The sequence below is a fragment of the Saccharomonospora sp. genome (assembly GCF_027317685.1).
GTDB lineage: Bacteria > Actinomycetota > Actinomycetes > Mycobacteriales > Pseudonocardiaceae > Saccharomonospora.
Genome location: NZ_DAHVQP010000094.1, coordinates 53,744 through 71,915 on the forward strand (window position 1 = coordinate 53,744; position 18,172 = coordinate 71,915).

The 18,172-nt window shown below is 66.9% G+C and carries 14 protein-coding genes, 1 tRNA gene and 1 pseudogene; 11 read left to right on the forward strand and 5 right to left on the reverse strand.

The features are described 5' to 3' along the window. Positions 1-10: 10 nt before the first annotated feature. From M7H19_RS11130 to M7H19_RS11155, 6 genes are all read left to right on the forward strand, one after another. A complete protein-coding gene (locus M7H19_RS11130; protein ID WP_298180533.1) occupies positions 11-988 on the forward strand; it encodes a D-2-hydroxyacid dehydrogenase in 978 nt (325 codons plus the stop codon). Positions 989-1,022: 34 nt separating this feature from the next. Then, complete coding sequence (locus M7H19_RS11135; protein WP_298180535.1) at positions 1,023-2,432, forward strand: amidase; 1,410 nt, start codon at positions 1,023-1,025, stop codon at positions 2,430-2,432. Positions 2,433-2,571: 139 nt separating this feature from the next. Then, positions 2,572-3,573, forward strand: a complete 1,002-nt coding sequence (locus M7H19_RS11140; RefSeq protein WP_298180537.1) for a glutathione S-transferase C-terminal domain-containing protein — start codon at positions 2,572-2,574, stop codon at positions 3,571-3,573. Between the two features lie 21 nt (positions 3,574-3,594). Further along, positions 3,595-5,256: a thiamine pyrophosphate-binding protein gene (locus M7H19_RS11145; protein WP_298180539.1), complete on the forward strand. Its 1,662-nt coding sequence runs from the start codon at positions 3,595-3,597 to the stop codon at positions 5,254-5,256. A gap of 41 nt (positions 5,257-5,297) precedes the next feature. Then, complete coding sequence (locus M7H19_RS11150; protein WP_298180542.1) at positions 5,298-5,729, forward strand: CoA-binding protein; 432 nt, start codon at positions 5,298-5,300, stop codon at positions 5,727-5,729. Positions 5,730-6,370: 641 nt separating this feature from the next. After that, a complete protein-coding gene (locus tag M7H19_RS11155) occupies positions 6,371-7,186 on the forward strand; it encodes a transglycosylase SLT domain-containing protein (protein ID WP_298180544.1) in 816 nt (271 codons plus the stop codon). Between the two features lie 116 nt (positions 7,187-7,302). Here M7H19_RS11155 and M7H19_RS11160 read toward each other — a convergent pair whose 3' ends face one another. Then, positions 7,303-8,826 carry an LLM class flavin-dependent oxidoreductase gene (locus tag M7H19_RS11160; protein ID WP_298180545.1) on the reverse strand — a complete coding sequence of 508 codons (1,524 nt, stop codon included), beginning with the start codon at positions 8,824-8,826 and terminating at the stop codon, positions 7,303-7,305. A 386-nt stretch (positions 8,827-9,212) separates the two neighbouring features. Here M7H19_RS11160 and M7H19_RS11165 point away from each other — a divergent pair, with 386 nt between their 5' ends. Both M7H19_RS11165 and M7H19_RS11170 read left to right on the forward strand, forming a co-directional pair. Beyond that, positions 9,213-9,953: a M15 family metallopeptidase gene (locus M7H19_RS11165; protein WP_298180547.1), complete on the forward strand. Its 741-nt coding sequence runs from the start codon at positions 9,213-9,215 to the stop codon at positions 9,951-9,953. Positions 9,954-10,114: 161 nt separating this feature from the next. Continuing rightward, positions 10,115-10,228 (forward strand): annotated as a pseudogene (locus tag M7H19_RS11170) (TetR family transcriptional regulator); the annotation flags it as partial. Between the two features lie 80 nt (positions 10,229-10,308). Here M7H19_RS11170 and M7H19_RS11175 read toward each other — a convergent pair. Next, positions 10,309-11,781, reverse strand: coding sequence for a DHA2 family efflux MFS transporter permease subunit (locus tag M7H19_RS11175; RefSeq protein ID WP_298180550.1), 1,473 nt, complete (start codon positions 11,779-11,781; stop codon positions 10,309-10,311). Positions 11,782-11,920: 139 nt separating this feature from the next. Further along, positions 11,921-11,993 (reverse strand) — tRNA-Arg (locus M7H19_RS11180). Positions 11,994-12,204: 211 nt separating this feature from the next. On the opposite strand from M7H19_RS11180, the gene M7H19_RS11185 reads away from it, so the two are divergent. Next, positions 12,205-13,125: a cation diffusion facilitator family transporter gene (locus M7H19_RS11185; RefSeq protein ID WP_298180552.1), complete on the forward strand. Its 921-nt coding sequence runs from the start codon at positions 12,205-12,207 to the stop codon at positions 13,123-13,125. 12 nt (positions 13,126-13,137) lie between these two features. On the opposite strand, the gene M7H19_RS11190 is transcribed toward M7H19_RS11185, so the two are convergent. Continuing rightward, a complete protein-coding gene (locus tag M7H19_RS11190) occupies positions 13,138-13,926 on the reverse strand; it encodes a DUF305 domain-containing protein (protein ID WP_298180554.1) in 789 nt (262 codons plus the stop codon). 18 nt (positions 13,927-13,944) lie between these two features. Beyond that, positions 13,945-14,793 (reverse strand): DUF3105 domain-containing protein, encoded by an 849-nt coding sequence (locus M7H19_RS11195; RefSeq protein ID WP_298180556.1) that lies wholly within the window; start codon positions 14,791-14,793, stop codon positions 13,945-13,947. Between the two features lie 103 nt (positions 14,794-14,896). Here M7H19_RS11195 and argS point away from each other — a divergent pair, with 103 nt between their 5' ends. Continuing rightward, positions 14,897-16,552: an arginine--tRNA ligase gene (gene argS, locus M7H19_RS11200; protein WP_298180558.1), complete on the forward strand. Its 1,656-nt coding sequence runs from the start codon at positions 14,897-14,899 to the stop codon at positions 16,550-16,552. 105 nt (positions 16,553-16,657) lie between these two features. Further along, on the forward strand, positions 16,658-18,097 hold the full coding sequence (lysA, locus tag M7H19_RS11205; protein ID WP_298180560.1) for a diaminopimelate decarboxylase: 1,440 nt from the start codon (positions 16,658-16,660) through the stop codon (positions 18,095-18,097). The last annotated feature ends 75 nt before the right edge of the window (positions 18,098-18,172 follow it).

An 18,172-nucleotide genomic window follows, 5' to 3' on the forward strand; every position in this document is an offset into this window, starting at 1 on the left:
CCGTGTCAACGTGAATGGCACGGATCGTCCGGTACTCGCCGTTCTGTGCGGCGATCAGCGTCCTCCGGACATGGACCTCATCGAACAGTCGGCAACGGTTCGCTACACCGATACCGAAGGACTTCCGGACGCTTTACGCGGAGCCGACGCACTGTTCCTCTACGACTTCCTCTCGCGGGCCTTGGCCGACGCCTGGCACGCGGCCGACCGGTTGCGTTGGGTGCACGTCGCCAGTGCCGGCGTCGATTCGGTGATGTTCCCCGAATTGCGGGACAGTGATGTGGTGCTCACCAATTCGCGGGGGGTGTTCGACTCCGCGATCGCGGAGTACGTTTTGGGGCTCGTCATCGCGTTCGCCAAGGACTTCGCCGGTTCTCTGCGATTGCAGCAGCAGCGCACGTGGCAGCACCGGGAGACCGAACGAGTGGCGGGTACGTCGGCCTTGGTGGTCGGGACCGGACCGATAGGAAGGGCCATCGCGTCTTTGCTGCGGGCCGTGGGCATGCGAGTCGCCGGTGCGGGCCGCCGAGCTCGCTCCGATGACCCCGACTTCGGAACCGTGGTGTCGTCGCAGGAGCTCACGCAGCATCTGGGTGACTATGACGTCGTGGTCGCCGTGGCGCCACTGACCTCGCAGACCAGAGGCATGTTCGACGCGGACGCGTTCGCCGCGATGCGGCCGGGCGCGCGGTTCGTCAACGTCGGCAGGGGTGAGCTCATGGTCACCGACGACCTGATCTCCGCGCTGCGGTCGGGACATCTGTCTGGGGCTGCCCTCGACGTCTTCGAGCAGGAACCGCTACCGCAAGACAGTCCTCTGTGGAACATGGAGAATGTGTTGATCTCCGCGCACATGTCCGGCGATTTCGTCGGCTGGCGCAATGCCCTGGTCGAGGTCTTCACCGACAATTTCGCCCGTTGGAGGGACGGGCGGGAGTTCCGCAACGTCGTGGACAAACACCTCGGCTATGTACCTTCGACGAATTGACACGCAATCCATTGAATCGGCGACGAGGAGAGCTATGTCGAGCACGCTGCCCATGCTGACCGCGAACGAACTCGTCGCCGCCTATTCCTCGGAGGAATTGTCACCGGTCGAGGTGACACGTGCCGCGCTCGACGTCATCGCCGAACGCGACCCGGAGTGCCGCGCCTTCACTCTCGTCGACGAGGAGGCGGCGCTCGACGCCGCACGGGGCTCCGAGGAGCGCTGGCGCGAGGGGAACCCGATCGGCTGGCTCGACGGTGTTCCGGCGTCGGTGAAGGACATGTTCCTCACCCAAGGCTGGCCGACACTGCGCGGATCGCTGTGCATCGACCGCGACCAGCCATGGGAGGTCGACAGCCCCATCACCGCGCGCATGCGGGAACACGGCCTGGTGTTGCTCGGTAAGACCACCACCCCCGAGCTGGGGTGGAAGGCCGTGACCGACAGCCCACTCGACGGCCCCACCCGCAACCCCTGGAACCCCGCGCTCACACCCGGCGGATCGAGCGGTGGCAGCGCGGTCGCCGTGGCCACCGGGATGGGCGAGCTGTCCGTGGGCACCGACGGCGGTGGGTCCGTGCGCATTCCCGCGTCGTTCTGCGGCATCGTCGGTTTCAAACCCACGGGCGGGTGTATCCCACTGTACCCGGCGAGTCCGTTCGGCGCCCTAGCTCACGCGGGGCCGATGGCCCGATCGGTCGACGACGTGGCACTGCTGCTGGATGTGCTCGCCATGCCGGACCACCGCGACCCCTCGTCGTTGCCGCCGCCACCCGGCACCTACCGGGAAGCCGTGCGCCGCGACGTCCGAGGACTTCGAGCGGCCTATTCGCCCGCTCTCGGCTACCTCGACGTCGAGCCGGAGATCACCCGGCTCGTGGAATCGGTGGTGATCGCGCTGGGCGAGGAGGGACTGACCGTGGAGAACGCCGACCCCGGTTTCACCGACCCGATCGAGGCGTTCGACGTGTTGTGGTCCACGGGAGCGGCGAAGTGGCTCGACTCGTTCCCGGAGGGTTCCGAGGAACGGGTCGACCCCGGCCTGCGCAAGGTGTGGGAACGCGGACGCACCTACTCGGCCCGTGACTACCTCGACGCCACCGCCGAGCGTATGGCGTTGGGAATCCACATGGGAGAATTCCACACCCGCTACGACGTGCTGATCACCCCGACCATGCCGGTGCAACCGTTCGAGGTGGGGCACGACGTGCCGCCCGGCAGCGGCCTGACCGACTGGCCGGAGTGGACGGGGTTCACCTACCCGTTCAACATGACGCAGCAGCCCGCCGTCAGCGTGCCCGCGGGGTTCACGTCGCAGGGCCTGCCCGTGGGGTTGCAGATCGCCGGCCCGCGCCACTCCGACGATCTCGTGCTGGCCGTGGCCCGACTGGTCGAGGAGATCCGTCCGTGGCCGACCGATCAGCCGGCGAGGGCCCGCCCCTGATTTCCGTGCCGGTCTCCGTCGTGTCCGCAGGTTGTGTAGTCGTGTCCGCAACGCACGATGCGAACACGGCGACGTAATCTGCGGACACGATGGCCCGAGTCGATAGATCCGGGGTCGTTCGCGTACTAGCGTCGGACTCATGAGTATCTCGACCGACCCGGATACCGGGGAGTTCCACCGGGCCCCCAACCATTTCGCCGACCGCATCACCGCCGACGGCCGCGACGGTTGGCCCGTCGAACCCGGCCGGTACCGCCTGGTCGTGAGCCGCGCGTGCCCGTGGGCCAGTCGCGCGCTGATCGTGCGGAGACTGCTCGGCTTGGAATCGGCGCTGTCGGTGGCCGTGGCCGACCCGATCCAGGACGAGCGCAGTTGGCGATTCACCCTCGATCCTGACGGCCGCGATCCCGTGTTAGGCATCCGATTCCTTCACGAGGCGTACGCCAAGGCCGACCCGAACTACACGGGTGGCATCAGCGTGCCCGCGATCGTCGACATACCCAGCGGCAAGCTGGTGACCAACGACTACCCGCAGATCACGCTCGATCTGTCGACCGAGTGGACGGCGTACCACCGGGACGGTGCGCCCGACCTGTATCCCGAGGCGCTGCGGGACGAGATCGACGAGGTCAACGCCGCCGTCCACGCCGACGTCAACGCGGCGGTGTACGAGGCGGGGTTCGCCACCAAGCAACGGGCGTACGAGGACGCCTACACGCGTCTGTTCGCACGGTTGGACGCCTTGTCGCAGCGCCTGGAGAACCAGCGCTACCTGGTGGGTGAGACCATCACCGAGGCCGACATCCGCCTGTTCACCACGCTCGTCCGGTTCGACGCCGTCTACCACGGACACTTCAAGTGCAACCGCAACAAATTGACCGAGCAGCCGGTGCTGTGGGCCTATGCGCGGGATCTGTTCCAGACTCCCGGCTTCGGTGACACCGTGGATTTCGACCACATCAAGCGGCACTACTACCAGGTGCACACGGAGATCAATCCGACGAGGATCGTGCCTAAAGGACCGGACCTGTCGCTGTGGGATACTCCGCACGGACGGGAGGTGCTGGGTGGGCGGCCGTTCGGGGACGGTGCTCCGCCGGGGCCGCCTCCGCCGGAGGAGACCCTGCCCGCCCAGTGGTGATGAAGATCGTATCCTCGCCGCGTGTCGATCATCGGTGCGCGCAGTCTCGTCAAAGTCCTGACCGAACTCGATGTCGAGGTCGCTTTCGGCCTCCCCGGCACGCACGCGCTTCCCGTCTGGGACGCTCTCGCGGACAGCGGCATCCGCATGATCGGGGTACGGCACGAGCGGGCGGCCGCGCACGCCGCGGACGGGTACGCCCGTGTTACGGGAACGCTCGGTGTGGCGCTGGTGACGACGGGGCCCGGCGCGGTCAACACGCTCAGCGCGGTCGGTGAGGCGTGGAGCTCGGCTTCCCCCATGCTGGTGGTCGCTACCGACGTTCCCTCGACGTTGAGCACGCCAGGCATGGTCCGCGGGTCGCTGCACGAGGTCGGTGATCAGCGAGCGCTGTTCGAACCGTTGACGAAGGCCGCGTTCACCGTGGCGCACCCGGACGAGCTCGCCTCCGTCGTGCGGTGCGCTGCCGAAACGGCGCTGCAGCCGCAGAGCGGACCGGTGTACGTCGGCATTCCGGCGGATTTCCTCAGCGCGCCGGTTCTGGAGTCGTCGGAGCTCGACGGTGTCGCGGCGGGACCGGTGGAGCAGTACCCGCCGTTGGCGGGTGAGGACGTCGAACGCGCGCGGGAGATGCTGGGGGCGGCACGGCGCCCCCTGATCTGGGTCGGTGGGGGAGCGCTGCGTTCGGATGCGGGTGAGGCCATCGGCATCCTGGCCGAACGGCTCGCCGCGCCGATCGTCACCACGTTCGCCGCGCGTGGGATCGTGCCACCCGACCATCCGTGTCTGGCGTCCAACCCGGTGCACGCTCCCGAGGTGGGGGTGCTGTGGGACGAGGCGGATGTCGTACTCGCGATCGGCACCGACTTCGACGGGGTGATGACGCAGAACTGGTGCATGCCCCAGCCGCCCGAGTTGATCGCGATCAACGTGGACGCCGAGGATGCGGCGAAGAACTACCCACCGGATCTGCTGTTGCTCGGTGATGCCCGCCGGGTGGTGGAGGAGCTGTCGCTGGGCATTCTGCCGAAGCCGGGGCTGGACGAGCTGACCCGCAGGCTCGACGACATCGAGGTGCGGGTACGCAGGCGCGTGCGTAAGGAGGAGCCCCACGCAGCCGAGTTCCTGTCAGCGCTCAAGGAGACTTTGCCCGAGGGCTCGGTGTTGGTGTCGGACATGTGTGTCGCGGGTTACTGGATAGGCGGTTTCTACCGGGTCTCGGGGCCTCGGCAGCTTGTCTCTCCAGCGGGCTTGGGGATGGCCGGATTCGGTTTTCCCGCGTCTTTGGGAGTCGCGGCGGCGGGGGCGGTGCGCGCGGTGTGTGTGACCGGTGACGGCGGGTTTTTGTCCGGGTGTGGCGAGTTGGCGACGGCCATCCAGGAGGGGCTTCCCGTCACCGTGGTGATCGTGAACGACGGAGGTTATGGCATGTTGCGTCACGATCAGACCCATTCGGGGTTCGGTCATCACGGGGTCGATCTCGCCACGCCCGACTTCGTGGGGTTGGCGAAGTCGTTCGGCGTCTATGCCGATCGGGTGGGCGGTTTCGGCAGGGCTTTCCGTCGACTGCTGCGCGAGTTTAGCCGGTCGGATGAACCGAACGTGCTCGTGGTCAACGCGGAGCTGCGTCCGCCGCTGACCACACCGTCGCGGTGGTATCGCCGAGCAAGCTTGGCGTGGTAGGCAGCGAAAGGTCGCCGAAACGTTCGTGGAAGGGACGACATATGACGCACACGGCCGAACGCGTGCTCCGGGACTTCGACACCATCGCTGTCGTCGGACTCAGCAGGGATCCGGCCAAGGCCGCGCACGCGGTCCCCGCGGCGATGCGTGACGCGGGCTTCCGGGTCATCCCGATCAACCCGGTCGCTGAGCCCGGCAGTGTTCTGCTCGGCGAGGTCGTGTATCGAGGGCTGGCCGAGGCGGTCGAGGCCGGGGAGACGGTCGAGGTCGTGAACGTGTTCCGCCCTTCCGCCGAGGCGGCCTCGATCGCGCGGGAGGCCGTGCGGGTCGGTGCGCGAGCGTTGTGGCTGCAGCAGGACATCGTCTCGCTCGAGGCCCGCTCGATCGCCGAGGGCGCCGGATTGCTCTACGTCGAGGACGAGTGCATGGCCGTCGTGCGGAACCAGTACGGGATCGAGAAACGCCGCGGGTGACCCGCGGTGGAGGAAGCTTCGGTGTCGACCCGCGCGGTAGCGCCCTGACTCCGGACGGTCGAGCCCGGTCGTCGAGAAGCACGGCATCCCGCTCCCGTGGCCTTTCGCGCTCCTGACCGCTCGGTTCGCCTACGTACTCGAACTCACTACGCTATGAGCTCGATCACTCCGAGCAACTTTGGCGATTCTTGCTGTGGCATTTGGTCAGAAAAGTGGCGACGGTGCGCATCCTGTTGGGTTCGGATTTGTATTTTTTCCCACGGGACAAGTGGTGATTGGTCACGGTCAGTCAGTTTTTTCGTCACGCGAACTATATTTTTCTACGGACATCCTGCGGTGTTGGCCGAAGTGAATCCTCGCTTTGAGTGAAGCAAGTCATGATTCAGTGTTATCGCAGGTCGTGGGGGTGAAAATGCCCCGGGTAAACCGGATCGGGATCTTTCAAACACAGTTGATCTGTGTTCCTTGCCACGCGTTAGTGATTTTGGGAGTTTTCATTTCGTAATCTCGCACAGGCTTACGCGTTGACCGGATCTTCTTCCCCCGAGAAGGTCCACCACCCTCGAAAGGTCACGTGTCGGCCACTGCCGGTCGAGCCCCCGAACGGCCGGCGGTAAGTCAGCGAGAAGGAGACCACGCACGTGGCAGACCACAAGATGTTTGAGCGCGTGAAGAAGCTGATCGCGTTGCAGGCCCCGACCCGAAACATCCCCATGCCTTCGTCGGTATTCGGCAAGTCCATGCGCAACGCCGCCCGAAGCTATGCCTCGGTGGGTGTGATCGCCCTGTTCGTCGGTGGCGTGGCGAGCCCGGCTGTGATGGCGGGCACGGACGAGGAAGCCGTGAGGACCGTGTCGGCACAGTCGTCCTCCGTTGTCGCACAACAGAACGACTCCGCCGGCAAGGACGGCGGGGAGTTGGACGACGGCAACCACAAGCCGTCCGGCGGTGGCGCTCCGGCCCCGAGGAGCGACGACCCCGCCGCGCACGAGGAGCTCGCCGCCGCGGAGCCGGAGGGGGACGCCGAGCAGCCCGCCGAACCGGCCGAGAACGAAGCCGGCGGCGGTGGCGCTCAGCCCGCCGGCGCCGTCGAGCCGGTGGACCAGGTCGACGCCTGGATCCGGACGGCGATCGACGTGATGCAGGACAACGGTGTTCCGGTGTCCGAGGCGGACATCCCGAGCATTCGGACCGTGATCGAGAGGGAGTCGAGCGGTGACCCGCAGGCCATCAACCTGTGGGACATCAACGCCAAGCGCGGCACTCCCTCGAAGGGTCTGATGCAGACGATCGACTCGACCTTCGATGCGTACAAGCTGCCGGGCTACGAGGACATCTACGACCCGGTGTCCAACATCATCGCCGGTGTTCGGTACACGTTGAGCCGTTACGGCAGCTTCGCGGAGCACCCCGGCCTCGCCTCGATGGCCTCGGGTGGCGGTTACCGCGGTTACTGATGAATCGGGAGCCGTCAACGGCGTCCCGTTCGATACGGACTTCGTCACGGAAGGAAACGAGGCCCGGCCGGTCGAGTGTCGGCCGGGCCTCGAACGTCTCGCGGCGGATGTCGCTGTCAGAGCTGCCCTTCGTACATGCCGTGCCGGGCCAGCGGTTCCAGCAGCTCTCGTTCCTCGTAGGCGAAGTGCGACAGTAGAGTGTCGGTCAGCAGGTCGACGGCGCGGCTCAGTTCGGTGTGGTCGTCGGGGTTCGCGGCGAGCCGGGCGAGCGCGCGGTCCACGCCTTCGAGTACGTCGTGAATGACACGATGTTCGTCTTCGAGCCGGTCGAGGACCGGGGCAAGGCCGCTGTCGACGGACCTGAGGTGGGCGAAGATGCCTTCGTCCTCGAGGGTGTGGTGCTGGGTGACCACGCGGCAGTACGCCTCGCAGTAGGCGCCGAGGGTCCAGTTGTTCTGGCGCAGGGTCATCCGGTTGAGTTGCGAGCGGGCGGCGTCGATGCCGAGTGTGCCCTGATTCACTCGGTCCATGAGGTCGCGGATCTGGCGGAGTTCGGCGCGTAGCTGGTCGTGGACGTCGACCAGGTGTCGGCTGACGGCTCGTCCCCGAGGCGTGTAGCGGAGTCCGACAGGGGCGGGCGGTGCGGTCGGGCGGGTGCTCTCGTCCCAGGGCATTCGAGGGCTGAGCCGGGTGCCGTCGTCCGGTGTGGGAGTCACGCCGAGTTCCGATTCCGCTGCGCTCGTCTTGTTGTCAGACGATCCGAGGGGGGCGGCGATGGGAGACGAGCGGCTGGTCTCGACGAGTTCCCGCACCGCCGGTGCCACGTCCTTCCCGAACTGGGCGATGGTGCCGGGATCGTCGGTGCCGAGGATGAACGTCGAGATGCCGTATTCCACCGCGAGTTCGGCTAGTGCCGACGGGTCGAGCTCGCCGACACCGACGTTGAGCCACCGTCGGATCTCGGAAGGGTCGCGCCCGGCGGCGGTGGCACTGTCGTCGATGATGTCGTTCAGCTCGGCCAGCGCCTCCCGGCCGGGCAGGTAGCCGAGTGAGGGTAGCCAGCCGTCGGCGGTCGTTCCGACCAGTCGCAGCATTCGGGGCTTGTATGCGCCGAGCACGATGGGGATGTGGTGGGCGGGCGCGGGACCGCGCTTGGCACCGACGACTCTGTACTGTTCGCCGTCGATGCGGACTCCGCGGCGTTGGGAGGTGTCCCACAGCTCGCGGATGACGCGTATCGCTTCCTCCAGCGCCCGTACGGATTGGGCGGGTGTGCGCCTGGGGGTGCCCATGGCCTCGATGGCGTCCCAGAACGCGCCCGCACCGAGCCCTAGCTCCAGCCGGCCGCCGCTGAGGAGGTCGAGGCTGGCCGCGGCTCGTGCCAACACGGCGGGAGGGCGGAGCGGCAGGTTGGCGACGTTGGGTGCGAGCAGGATTCGTCGGGTGCGGGCGGCGACGAACGACAGAAGTGTCCAGGTGTCCAGGAACGCGGGTTGGTACGGGTGGTCCTGGAACGTGACGAGGTCCAGTCCGGCCTGCTCGCTGACCTGTGCAAGGCGCACGGTCTGTTCCGGTTGCGCCGCGCCGGGGGTGAGGAACGTGCCGAAGCGTAGGTCGTGTCCGTAGTCGCGCAAGCTCACTCCTGAATGATTGAGAGGTCAACTATACCAGTGTCGGCGCGTGTCGCGGTGGTATTCCCGGCCCGGATTTCGGCTGTCTCGAATCGGAACGCCCTCATGTGGCCTTGGAAGCGGGAGCCGCGGGCGCTGTTTCCTCGTGCTGTCCCATGCCGGGGGATTGACGCAGCGGTGGCGGTCGACACCGCGTGACTGCGCCTGACATCGAGGCGGGGTGTTCGACCGGCGTTCAGGAGGACCGCCGTTCGGTGGTGATAACCCGACGTTAGTTCTCGTCTATTTGGTGGAGTTTTTACCATTCGTCCTTGACCGGAAAGATCGTCAACGCTAAGGATGCCGGAGCGTGCGACGAACCCTGCACGCCGCACTCACCCTTTTGCGGAGGCGCAATGCGTAGACGTATCGGATACCTCGTCGCGGTTCTGGCGTTGGTATTCGGCGGAATGGCGGTGACGGCGATGGCGACACCCGTTACCGCGTCGGCCGATGCCTGTTACACCTGGAACCGCACACTCAGCAATGGCTCCACCGGTGAAGACGTTCGGGAGCTGCAGATCCGTGTGGCCGGCTGGGTGTCGTCGGGCGAGAACCTCGTCATCGACGGCGTGTACGGCGCCGCGACTGCGTCGGCTGTGAAGCGATTCCAAAGTGGATACGGCCTTGCGGCTGACGGTGTTGCCGGTCCGGCCACGTTCAGCAAGATCTACGAGTTGCAGGACGCGGACTGCACTCCTGTCCACTTCGACTACTCGGAGTTCAACGACAACTGCGGCGCCAACAACTTCAACGGTGGCAAGGTGTCCGCGACGCAGGCGAAGGAGAACATCCGCCGCGTCATGTGGCAGCTCGAAGCGATGCGTCACAAGCTCGGTGACCGTCCGCTGGTGGTGACCTCGGGCTTCCGCAGCGTTTCGTGCAACTCCTCGGTGGGGGGTTCCGCCACCAGTCTCCACATGTACGGACAGGCGGCCGACCTCGGGCTGAGCAGCTCGCCGAGCCAGTGCCAGATGTGGAACAGCGGGAAGACGGCGGGCTTCGAGGAACTCCTCGGGCCGGGCTACCCGGGGCACAACGACCACGTGCACGTGGGTAACAAGTCGGGCCAGTTCTGGAGCGCACCGAACTGCTGACCTTCCAGGTCTGAAAAACCGATAGCACTGAGAACAGGCGTGGTCGCCGACCGATACTGCGGTCGGCGACCACATTTTTTGGTTCGCCACCGCTATCACACCTGTGATAATTGACGCGGGTGAGGGTCTCCAACTCGTCGAGGAAACGTGTTCTCGACGCCGTGTTCCGCCTGGTCGCATGCGGTGGTCTGGCCGAGGCGTCGCTGCGGAAGGTCGCCGCCGAGCCCGGTGTCAACATCGGTTCCGTCCGCCATTACTTCGGTACGCACGAGCAGCTCATGATCGCTGCTGCGGAAGGAGGTCGGCCTGCGGATTGTCGGCAACCGTGTCTGGGTGCGCGGGCCCTGTTCGGGGCTCAGGCCTTTTCTGCCGTGTCGGAGGCCACCGCGGCGGTTTCCGCGGCCGGGCCGGGGCGGCGGCGCACGAACAGTGACGTGATGAAGGCCAGCACTCCGATGCACCCGGCGACGACGAACGCGGCGTGCAGGCCGTCGGCGTCGGGGCCGACGGAGCCCTCGGCGCTGGCGAGCGCGGCGACCGTGACGAAGACGGCCGTGCCGAGTGCGCCCGCGACCTGTTGCAGCGTGGCGAGGATGGCGCTGCCGTGGGAGTACAGATGGTCGGGCAACACCCCGAGCGCCTCGGTCATCAGCGGCGTCATCATCAGCGCGAGTCCGGCCATGAGCACGACATGGATGACGATCACCGTGGCTAGCGACGAGCCGGGCCCGAGTGTGGTGAACAGCCACAGCGACACCGCCGTGACTAAAGCGCCCGGGAGGACCAGGGGACGGGCCCCGAACCGGTCGAACAGCGCGCCGACCGGTCGGCCGAGCAGTCCGAGGAGCAGACCGCCGGGCAACACCGCGAGGCCGCTGACGAATGTGCTGGTTCCCAACACGGCCTGCAGGTAGAGCGGCAGCAGGATCGACGCGACTCCCAGCAGGCACATGAACACCAGCGCGGCCAGGACCAGGGCGACCACGAAGGTGCGGTGGGTGAACGGACGGAGGTCCAGCAGGGCTCGGTCGTGGCGTTGCAGACGGGTCTGGCGGTACGTAAACACGGCCAGCGCCACGATCCCGACCACGATCGCCAACCACGGGGGCAGCGGCTGTCGCCCACCGGACTCGCCGACACCGGACAGTCCGTAGAGCACGCCACCGAAACCGAGTGCGGACAACAACACCGAGAGCAGGTCGAGCGGCACCGGCCTGGTCCGGCTGTCCAGGCGCAGCCACATCGCCCCGATGCCCAGTGCGAGCACCGACAGGGGGAGGACGATCCAGAACATCCAGCGCCAGCCCAGCGCGGACAGCACGGCCCCGCCGATCGTCGGTCCGAGCGCGGGAGCGACGGCGATGACGATGGCGATCGTGCCCATCGTCGCGCCCCGCCGTTCCTCCGGCACCAAACGCATGATCGACGTCATCAGCAGCGGCACCATCACCGCGGTACCGCAGGCCTGCACGACGCGCCCGACCAGCAGGACGCCGAAGCCGGGGGCCAGAGCGCTGATCAACGTTCCCAGACTGAACAGCGTCAGCGAGACAAGGAAGACCTGGCGTGGCGTGAATCGTTCGAGCAGGAATCCGGTGGTCGGGATGACCACGGCCATGGTCAGCAGGAAGCCGCTGGTGAGCCATTGCGCCGTCGTCGTGGAGACGCCGAGGTCGACGGTGAGTGCCCGTAGTGCGACGCTCAGGATCGTCTCGTTGAGGATCATGACGAACGCCGAGACCACCAGTACGGCGATCAACAGGTTCGCTCGTGGGGGCGGCGATTCTCGCTCGGGTCTCGCGGTCGTGGTGCTCGCGGTGTCGGTCATGAAAAACCTTTGAGGATCAGGTCCGATACCCGACGCGTCGGGCGTCGAATACTGAACGGACACTCGCGGACGGCCTCACGCAGGGAGCCGTATCGACCGCATCCTCGCTGACGGGAGCACGGTCCGTGCGCTGAAAACGCGCCCTCGGCAGGATTCGAACCTGCGACACCTGCCTCCGGAGGGCAGTGCTCTATCCACTGAGCTACGAGGGCCCATCGCGTGTGCGACGAATGAAGCTTAGCGCACGCCTCTCGGGTGGTGGATCAGTGGGTCACGCTTTCCGTGGGATCGGAGCTCGATGGGGTCGACGAGGTGCGCGAAGGTCCGGGTGAGGGTGTAATAAGTTAGGCTTGCCTCACTTTTATTGCAAGCATGCGCATATCGCTATATGTTCGGCTCGCAGGCGGTTGAAGGAGGCGAGCGATGGGACACGGCCACGGGCACGGGCACTCGCCGCGGGCGATCAGTGCCTCCGGTCGATACGTCACTGCTCTGGTCGCGGCACTCGTCATCGGCGCCACGGTCATGGTGGCCGAGTTCGTGGTCGGGTTCGCCACCTCGTCGCTTGCGCTGATCTCCGACGCGGCGCACATGTTCACCGACGTGCTCGGTATCGGCATGGCACTCGTCGCCGTGCAACTCGCTCGGCGTAGCGGGCCGACGTTCACCCGCACCTTCGGCATGTACCGGGCCGAGGTCCTGGCCGCACTCGCCAACGCGGTCCTGCTGTTCGGCGTCGCCGGCTACGTCGTCTACGAGGCCGTCACCCGCATCACCGACCCGCCGGAAGTGCCCGGCCTGCCGGTACTGGTGGTCGCTTCAATCGGCCTGGTCGCGAACCTCATCGCCTTCCTGCTGCTGCGCCGGGGCGCTCAGGAAAGCCTCAACGTGCGCGGCGCCTACCTGGAGGTCCTGTCCGACCTCATCGGCTCCGTCGGCGTGCTCATCAGCGGTGTGGTGACCCTGACCACCGGCTGGCGCTACGCCGACCCCATCGTCGGTGTCGCCATCGGCCTGTTCGTGCTGCCCCGCACCGTGGTGCTCGCCCGCCGCGCGCTGCGCATCCTCTTCCAGCACGCGCCGCACGGCATCGACGTCGAGGCGCTCCACAACGACCTGCATGCGTTGTCCGGCGTCGAAGACGTGCACGACCTGCACGTCTGGACGCTGACCTCGGGCATGGAGGTGGCGTCGGCGCACCTGACCGTCGGCGCGGACGCCGACATGGCGCACGTGCTCGCCTCGGCGCAACAGCTTCTGTCCTCGCGCTACGCCATCGAACACGCCACGTTCCAGGTGGAGCCGAGGGAATCGGCACGTCGCTGCGCGCAACTCACCTGGTAGTCCGCCCCCTTTTTAGGGGAACGGCAACGGCTCCGCGCCCCGCTCGGCCAGCATGTCGCGCATGATGTCCATCTCGACGCCCTGGGACACCAACATGCTCCTCGCCAACGTCCTCACCGGCTGGAGCGACGCGTAGTCGTAGGCGTATTGGGCCATGTCGACGCCACCCTCGTGGTGGCGCAGCATGAGCTGCAGGAAATACACGTCGAGCTCTTCGCCCGACAGGGAACGCAGCTTGGCGAGTTCCTCGGTGGTGGCCATCCCGGGCATCGGAGCGTCCCCGAGGTTCGCCGTGCCGACATTGCCGCCACCGGAGCCGTGGTCGTGCCCGCCCAGTCCCGACATCCACGTCATCAGTTCGCCGAGGGGCTCCTCGGGCTGGCCCCACAACATGAGCCAACCCTTCATCCGACCCACTTGCTCCAGCTGCACGCTGGCCATGTCGAACGCGAGCTGCACGATCTCCGGATCGTCGCTGTGCTCACGTGCCCAGTCGGCCATGGTGACGGCCTGCAGGTGGTGGCGCGCCATGTCCTGGGCGAAACCGATGTCGATGGCACTCGCCTGGGGAGCCTCCGACGGCGCGTCACCGGACCGGTTCTGGCCGATAGCCATGCCGATCGTGGCGCCGATCAGCATGGCCGCCAGAGCGGCGGCGCCGAAGATGACCGCACGGGACCACGTGGGTTGCCCGGTGGCCGACTGTTCCGCGGTCGCCGTGTCAGTCCCGGTGTCGGTGCCGTCGTCCGGGGACGCGGTGCGCTCGGTGTCACCCGCGTCGGCGGGATTGTCGTGCGCCATCACTTACTCGGTCACCACTCACTCTTCCGCCGGCGGCGTGGCGGGAGCCGGTTGTCCGCCCACGCTGCCCGTGTTGCCCTCCCGGGCGCCCGCGCTGCCCTGGTAATCCATCGGCTTGGCGTCCGGCCCCGGCGGTTCGGGGTTGAACGGCGGAGGGTTGTCGGGGTCGAACAGGCCGGGCCCGAGCGCGTCACACGACGCCCCGATCTCCGGGTAGGTGTTCGGGTTGCGGCGCAGCGCGGCGATGAACTGGTCGATGCGCTCGTCCGTGACGCTGTCCACCTTCAGCTGGCGGCCCCACGCCTGCAGCGAAACGGGGGGGTCGAGGCCCGGGTAGGGCGACATCACCATGAACGGCTCACCGTCGACCCGGAGCTTGAGCTGGTCCAAGTCCTCGCCCTGGACCTGGTCGGGGTTGTAGGCGATCCACACCGCCCCGTGTTCGAGCGTGTGCACCATGTTCTCGGTGCGCACGGGCTCCGGGTAGACGATGCCGTTGCAGGCCGCCCAGTTGCCGTCGTGCGGACCGCCGAACGGCGGTGTCTTGTCGTAGGCGACGCGCTCGTGAGGCAGCACGTGGGCGCCGGCGGCGTACTCCTCGGTGACGACGCCCTCGATGTCGGTGGAGGGGTCGGGGTTGTCCTCGCTCGGAGCGAAGCTCGCCGCGGCCTCCTCCCTCTCCCGCTGCGCGCGCTGATCACTGGAGGCCACGTAGTAGTAGCCGAACACACCGGCGGCCAACAGGACGATGCCTATGACCGCGGCGATGGTGCCCCACGGAACCTGCTTTTTGACCACCACTGATCCTCGGGCGGCCGCGACGGCGCTCTTCTTGGGAGCGCCCTTCTTCTGCTTTCCGTTGGCCATGGCTCCTGTCGTTTCCTCCGGCGACGGTTACCCGGTCTGAAGTGTAGTGATATTACCGGCCACCGGTGTCAACCATGGGCGCCGCCGGAATTACACTCGGCTCGTGACTCCCGCCGCTCTTGCCGACCTTGTTCGCTCGTCCGCCGTCCAGATCTTCACCGACCGTGGGCTCGATCTCAGCATCCTGCCCGAACAGGTGACGGTGGAGCGACCCCGCAACCCCGAGCACGGCGACTACGCGACCAATCTCGCTCTTCAGGTGGCGAAAAAGGCAGGACTGCAGCCGCGTGAGTTCGCGGAGGCACTGGCCGATGTGATCTCCTCCACTTCAGGGATCGAGTCCGCCGAAGTCGCGGGGCCGGGCTTTTTGAACCTGCGCCTGGCCGCCGACGCCCAGGGCGAGATCGTGCGCCAGGTGCTCGACGCGGGCGCGGACTACGGACGCGGTGACTCCCTGGCCGGACAGAGGATCAACCTGGAGTTCGTCTCGGCTAACCCCACCGGCCCGATCCACCTCGGCGGCACGCGCTGGGCCGCGGTCGGCGACGCGCTCGGCAGGCTGCTCACGGCCCAGGGGGCCGAGGTGACCCGCGAGTACTACTTCAACGACGCGGGCGCCCAGATCGACCGGTTCGTGAGCTCGCTCATCGCCGCCGCCCGGAAGGAACCCGTGCCCGAGAACGGCTACGCGGGTGCCTACGTCGACGACATCGCCGCGCAGGTACTGCGTGAGGAACCGGACGCGCTGTCGCTGCCCGAGGACGAATGCCGGGAGACGTTCCGTCGTGTCGGAGTCGGGCTCATGTTCTCCCAGATCAAGAAGAGCCTCCACGAGTTCGGCACCGACTTCGACGTGTTCTTCCACGAGGATTCGCTGCACAGTTCCGGTGCGGTCGACTCCGTGGTGCAGGAACTCAAGGACGACGGCAGCCTCTACTTCGCCGACGACGCCTGGTGGCTGCGCTCCACCGAGCACGGCGACGACAAGGACCGCGTCGTGATCAAGTCCGACGGCGCTCCCGCCTACATCGCCGGCGACATCGCCTACCTGCGAGACAAGATCAACCGTGGTTTCGACCTGTGCATCTACATGTTGGGGGCCGACCACCACGGCTACATCGCAAGGCTCAAGGCCGCGGCCGCGGCGCTGGGACACAGTCCCGACGCCGTCGAGGTGCTGATCGGCCAGATGGTCAACCTCGTCAGCGGCGGCAAGCCGGTGCGGATGAGCAAGCGCGCGGGCACCGTGGTCACGATGGAGGACCTCGTCGAGGCCGTCGGCGTCGACGCGGCGCGGTACGAGTTGAGCCGCTACTCGGTGGACGCCTCCCTGGACATCGACCTCGACCTGCTGCGCAAGCACACCAACGAGAACCCGGTGTTCTATGTGCAGTATGCCCACGCCAGGTTGGCGTCCCTGCAGCGCAACGCGGCCGAGCTGAACCTCGAGCTGCGTTCCGACGCGGACGTCAGCCTGTTGACCCACCCGCGGGAGGGCGATCTGATCCGTACGATCGGAGAGTTTCCCGCGGTGTTGAAGACGGCGGCCGAGTTGCGTGAACCGCACCGTGTCGCCCGCTACCTGGAATCGCTCGCGTCGGCCTACCACAAGTTCTACGACGTCGCGCGTGTCCTGCCGCAGGGTGACGAGGAGCCGACCCCGCTCACGTACGCCCGGCTCGCCCTGTGCGAGGCGACCCGTCAGGTGCTCGCCAACGGGTTGTCCCTGCTCGGGGTGTCCGCACCGGAGCGGATGTAGCGGCGGGACACTCGGCGGCTCGGCGGCGTAACGTCGAGAAGGTGGCCAACTGTAAAGCCCCGGCGGCGCGCTGACGCCGCGGATTCGCCGTAAAGGAACGTAGCAATGTGCGCACACCCCGCGGGGCCTCGTCATGCGGAGGTTTACCCGCACGCAGATCAGGCAGGCTTTCCGCCGTCCACTTCGGAGGAGCTGGATCGGCTCTACCCGAAGGTCTGGCCACGTAACACCTACCGCGCGCCCGATGGTGTCGTCCGGATAGCGGGGGTGGATGTGCGGGAGCTCGCGCGAACGTACGGGACACCGTTGTTCGTGATCGACGAAGTGGACTTCAAGGCGCGTTGCGCCGAGTACGCCGAGGCGTTCGAGGACCCGGCGCTGGTGCACTATGCCGCCAAGGCGTTCCTGTGCACGGAGGTCGCCCGCTGGGTGGCGGAGAAGGGGCTCAGCCTCGACGTGTGCAGCGGCGGCGAACTGGCCATCGCTCAGCGTGCGCAGTTCCCGCCCGAGCGGATCACGTTCCACGGCAACAACAAGTCGCCGGCCGAGTTGGAGGAGGCCGTCGAGGCGGGTGTCGGTCTGGTGGTGCTCGACTCGTACTACGAGATCGCGCGCCTGGCCGAGATCGCGGAACGGCACGGTGTCGTGCAGCAGGTGCTGGTCCGTGTGACGGTGGGTGTCGAGGCGCACACGCACGAGTTCATCGCAACAGCGCACGAGGACCAGAAGTTCGGGTTCTCCTTGGCGTCCGGGGATGCCGCCGAAGCGGTGCGTCGGGTGTTGAACAGTTCCTCTTTGAAGCTGGTGGGTCTGCACAGCCACATCGGTTCGCAGATCTTCGACACCGACGGTTTCGAGGTGGCCGCGCGGCGGGTGATCGGTTTGCTGGCGGAGCTGCGCAAGGAGCACGGTCCCGAACTGCTCGAGCAGCTGTCCGTCGTCGATTTGGGCGGTGGTTTCGGCATCTCGTACACCGACCGCGACAACCCGCCCCCGCCGGCTCAGATGATCACCCAGATCAGGGAGATCGTGCGCAAGGAATGCGCGTTCGCCGACCTTCCGGTGCCTCGGATCGCGGGTGAGCCGGGGCGGGCCATCGCAGGCCCGGGCACGGTGACGTTGTACGAGGTGGGCACCATCAAGGACGTGACGCTCGGTGAGGGGACCTCACGACGGTACGTGAGTGTGGACGGAGGGATGAGTGACAACATCCGCACCGCTTTGTACGACGCCGCCTACGACTGTCGGCTCGTCTCCCGGTCCAGTGACGACGGTCAACCGGGTGAGGTGAACGCAGTGCTGTCCCGGGTGGTGGGAAAGCACTGTGAGTCCGGTGACATCGTCGTCCGCGACTGCTGGTTGCCGGAGACTCTGGCTCCGGGGGATCTGCTCGCCGTGGCGGCGACGGGAGCGTACTGCTATTCGATGGCGAGTAACTACAACAGGCAGCCGAAGCCCGCCGTGGTCGCGGTCCGTAACGGGAATCACAGGCTGTTGTTGCGGCGAGAGACGAACGAGGACATGTTCCGCTTGGAGGTGTCGTGAAGCGAGGATGGTTGGATGCCCTGCTTTGCGACACCGACCGGGTGCGGGTGTCCCGCAAGGTGCTGGAGGTGTCGT

Coding starts and splice junctions, on each gene's coding strand:
- M7H19_RS11135 (WP_298180535.1), top strand. CDS start 1,023: ATGTCGAGCACGCTGCCCATGCTGACCGCGAACGAACTCGTCGCCGCC.
- M7H19_RS11140 (WP_298180537.1), top strand. CDS start 2,572: ATGAGTATCTCGACCGACCCGGATACCGGGGAGTTCCACCGGGCCCCC.
- M7H19_RS11150 (WP_298180542.1), top strand. CDS start 5,298: ATGACGCACACGGCCGAACGCGTGCTCCGGGACTTCGACACCATCGCT.
- M7H19_RS11165 (WP_298180547.1), top strand. CDS start 9,213: ATGCGTAGACGTATCGGATACCTCGTCGCGGTTCTGGCGTTGGTATTC.
- M7H19_RS11175 (WP_298180550.1), bottom strand. CDS start 11,781: ATGACCGACACCGCGAGCACCACGACCGCGAGACCCGAGCGAGAATCG.
- M7H19_RS11185 (WP_298180552.1), top strand. CDS start 12,205: ATGGGACACGGCCACGGGCACGGGCACTCGCCGCGGGCGATCAGTGCC.
- M7H19_RS11190 (WP_298180554.1), bottom strand. CDS start 13,926: ATGGCGCACGACAATCCCGCCGACGCGGGTGACACCGAGCGCACCGCG.
- M7H19_RS11195 (WP_298180556.1), bottom strand. CDS start 14,793: ATGGCCAACGGAAAGCAGAAGAAGGGCGCTCCCAAGAAGAGCGCCGTC.
- lysA (WP_298180560.1), top strand. CDS start 16,658: ATGTGCGCACACCCCGCGGGGCCTCGTCATGCGGAGGTTTACCCGCAC.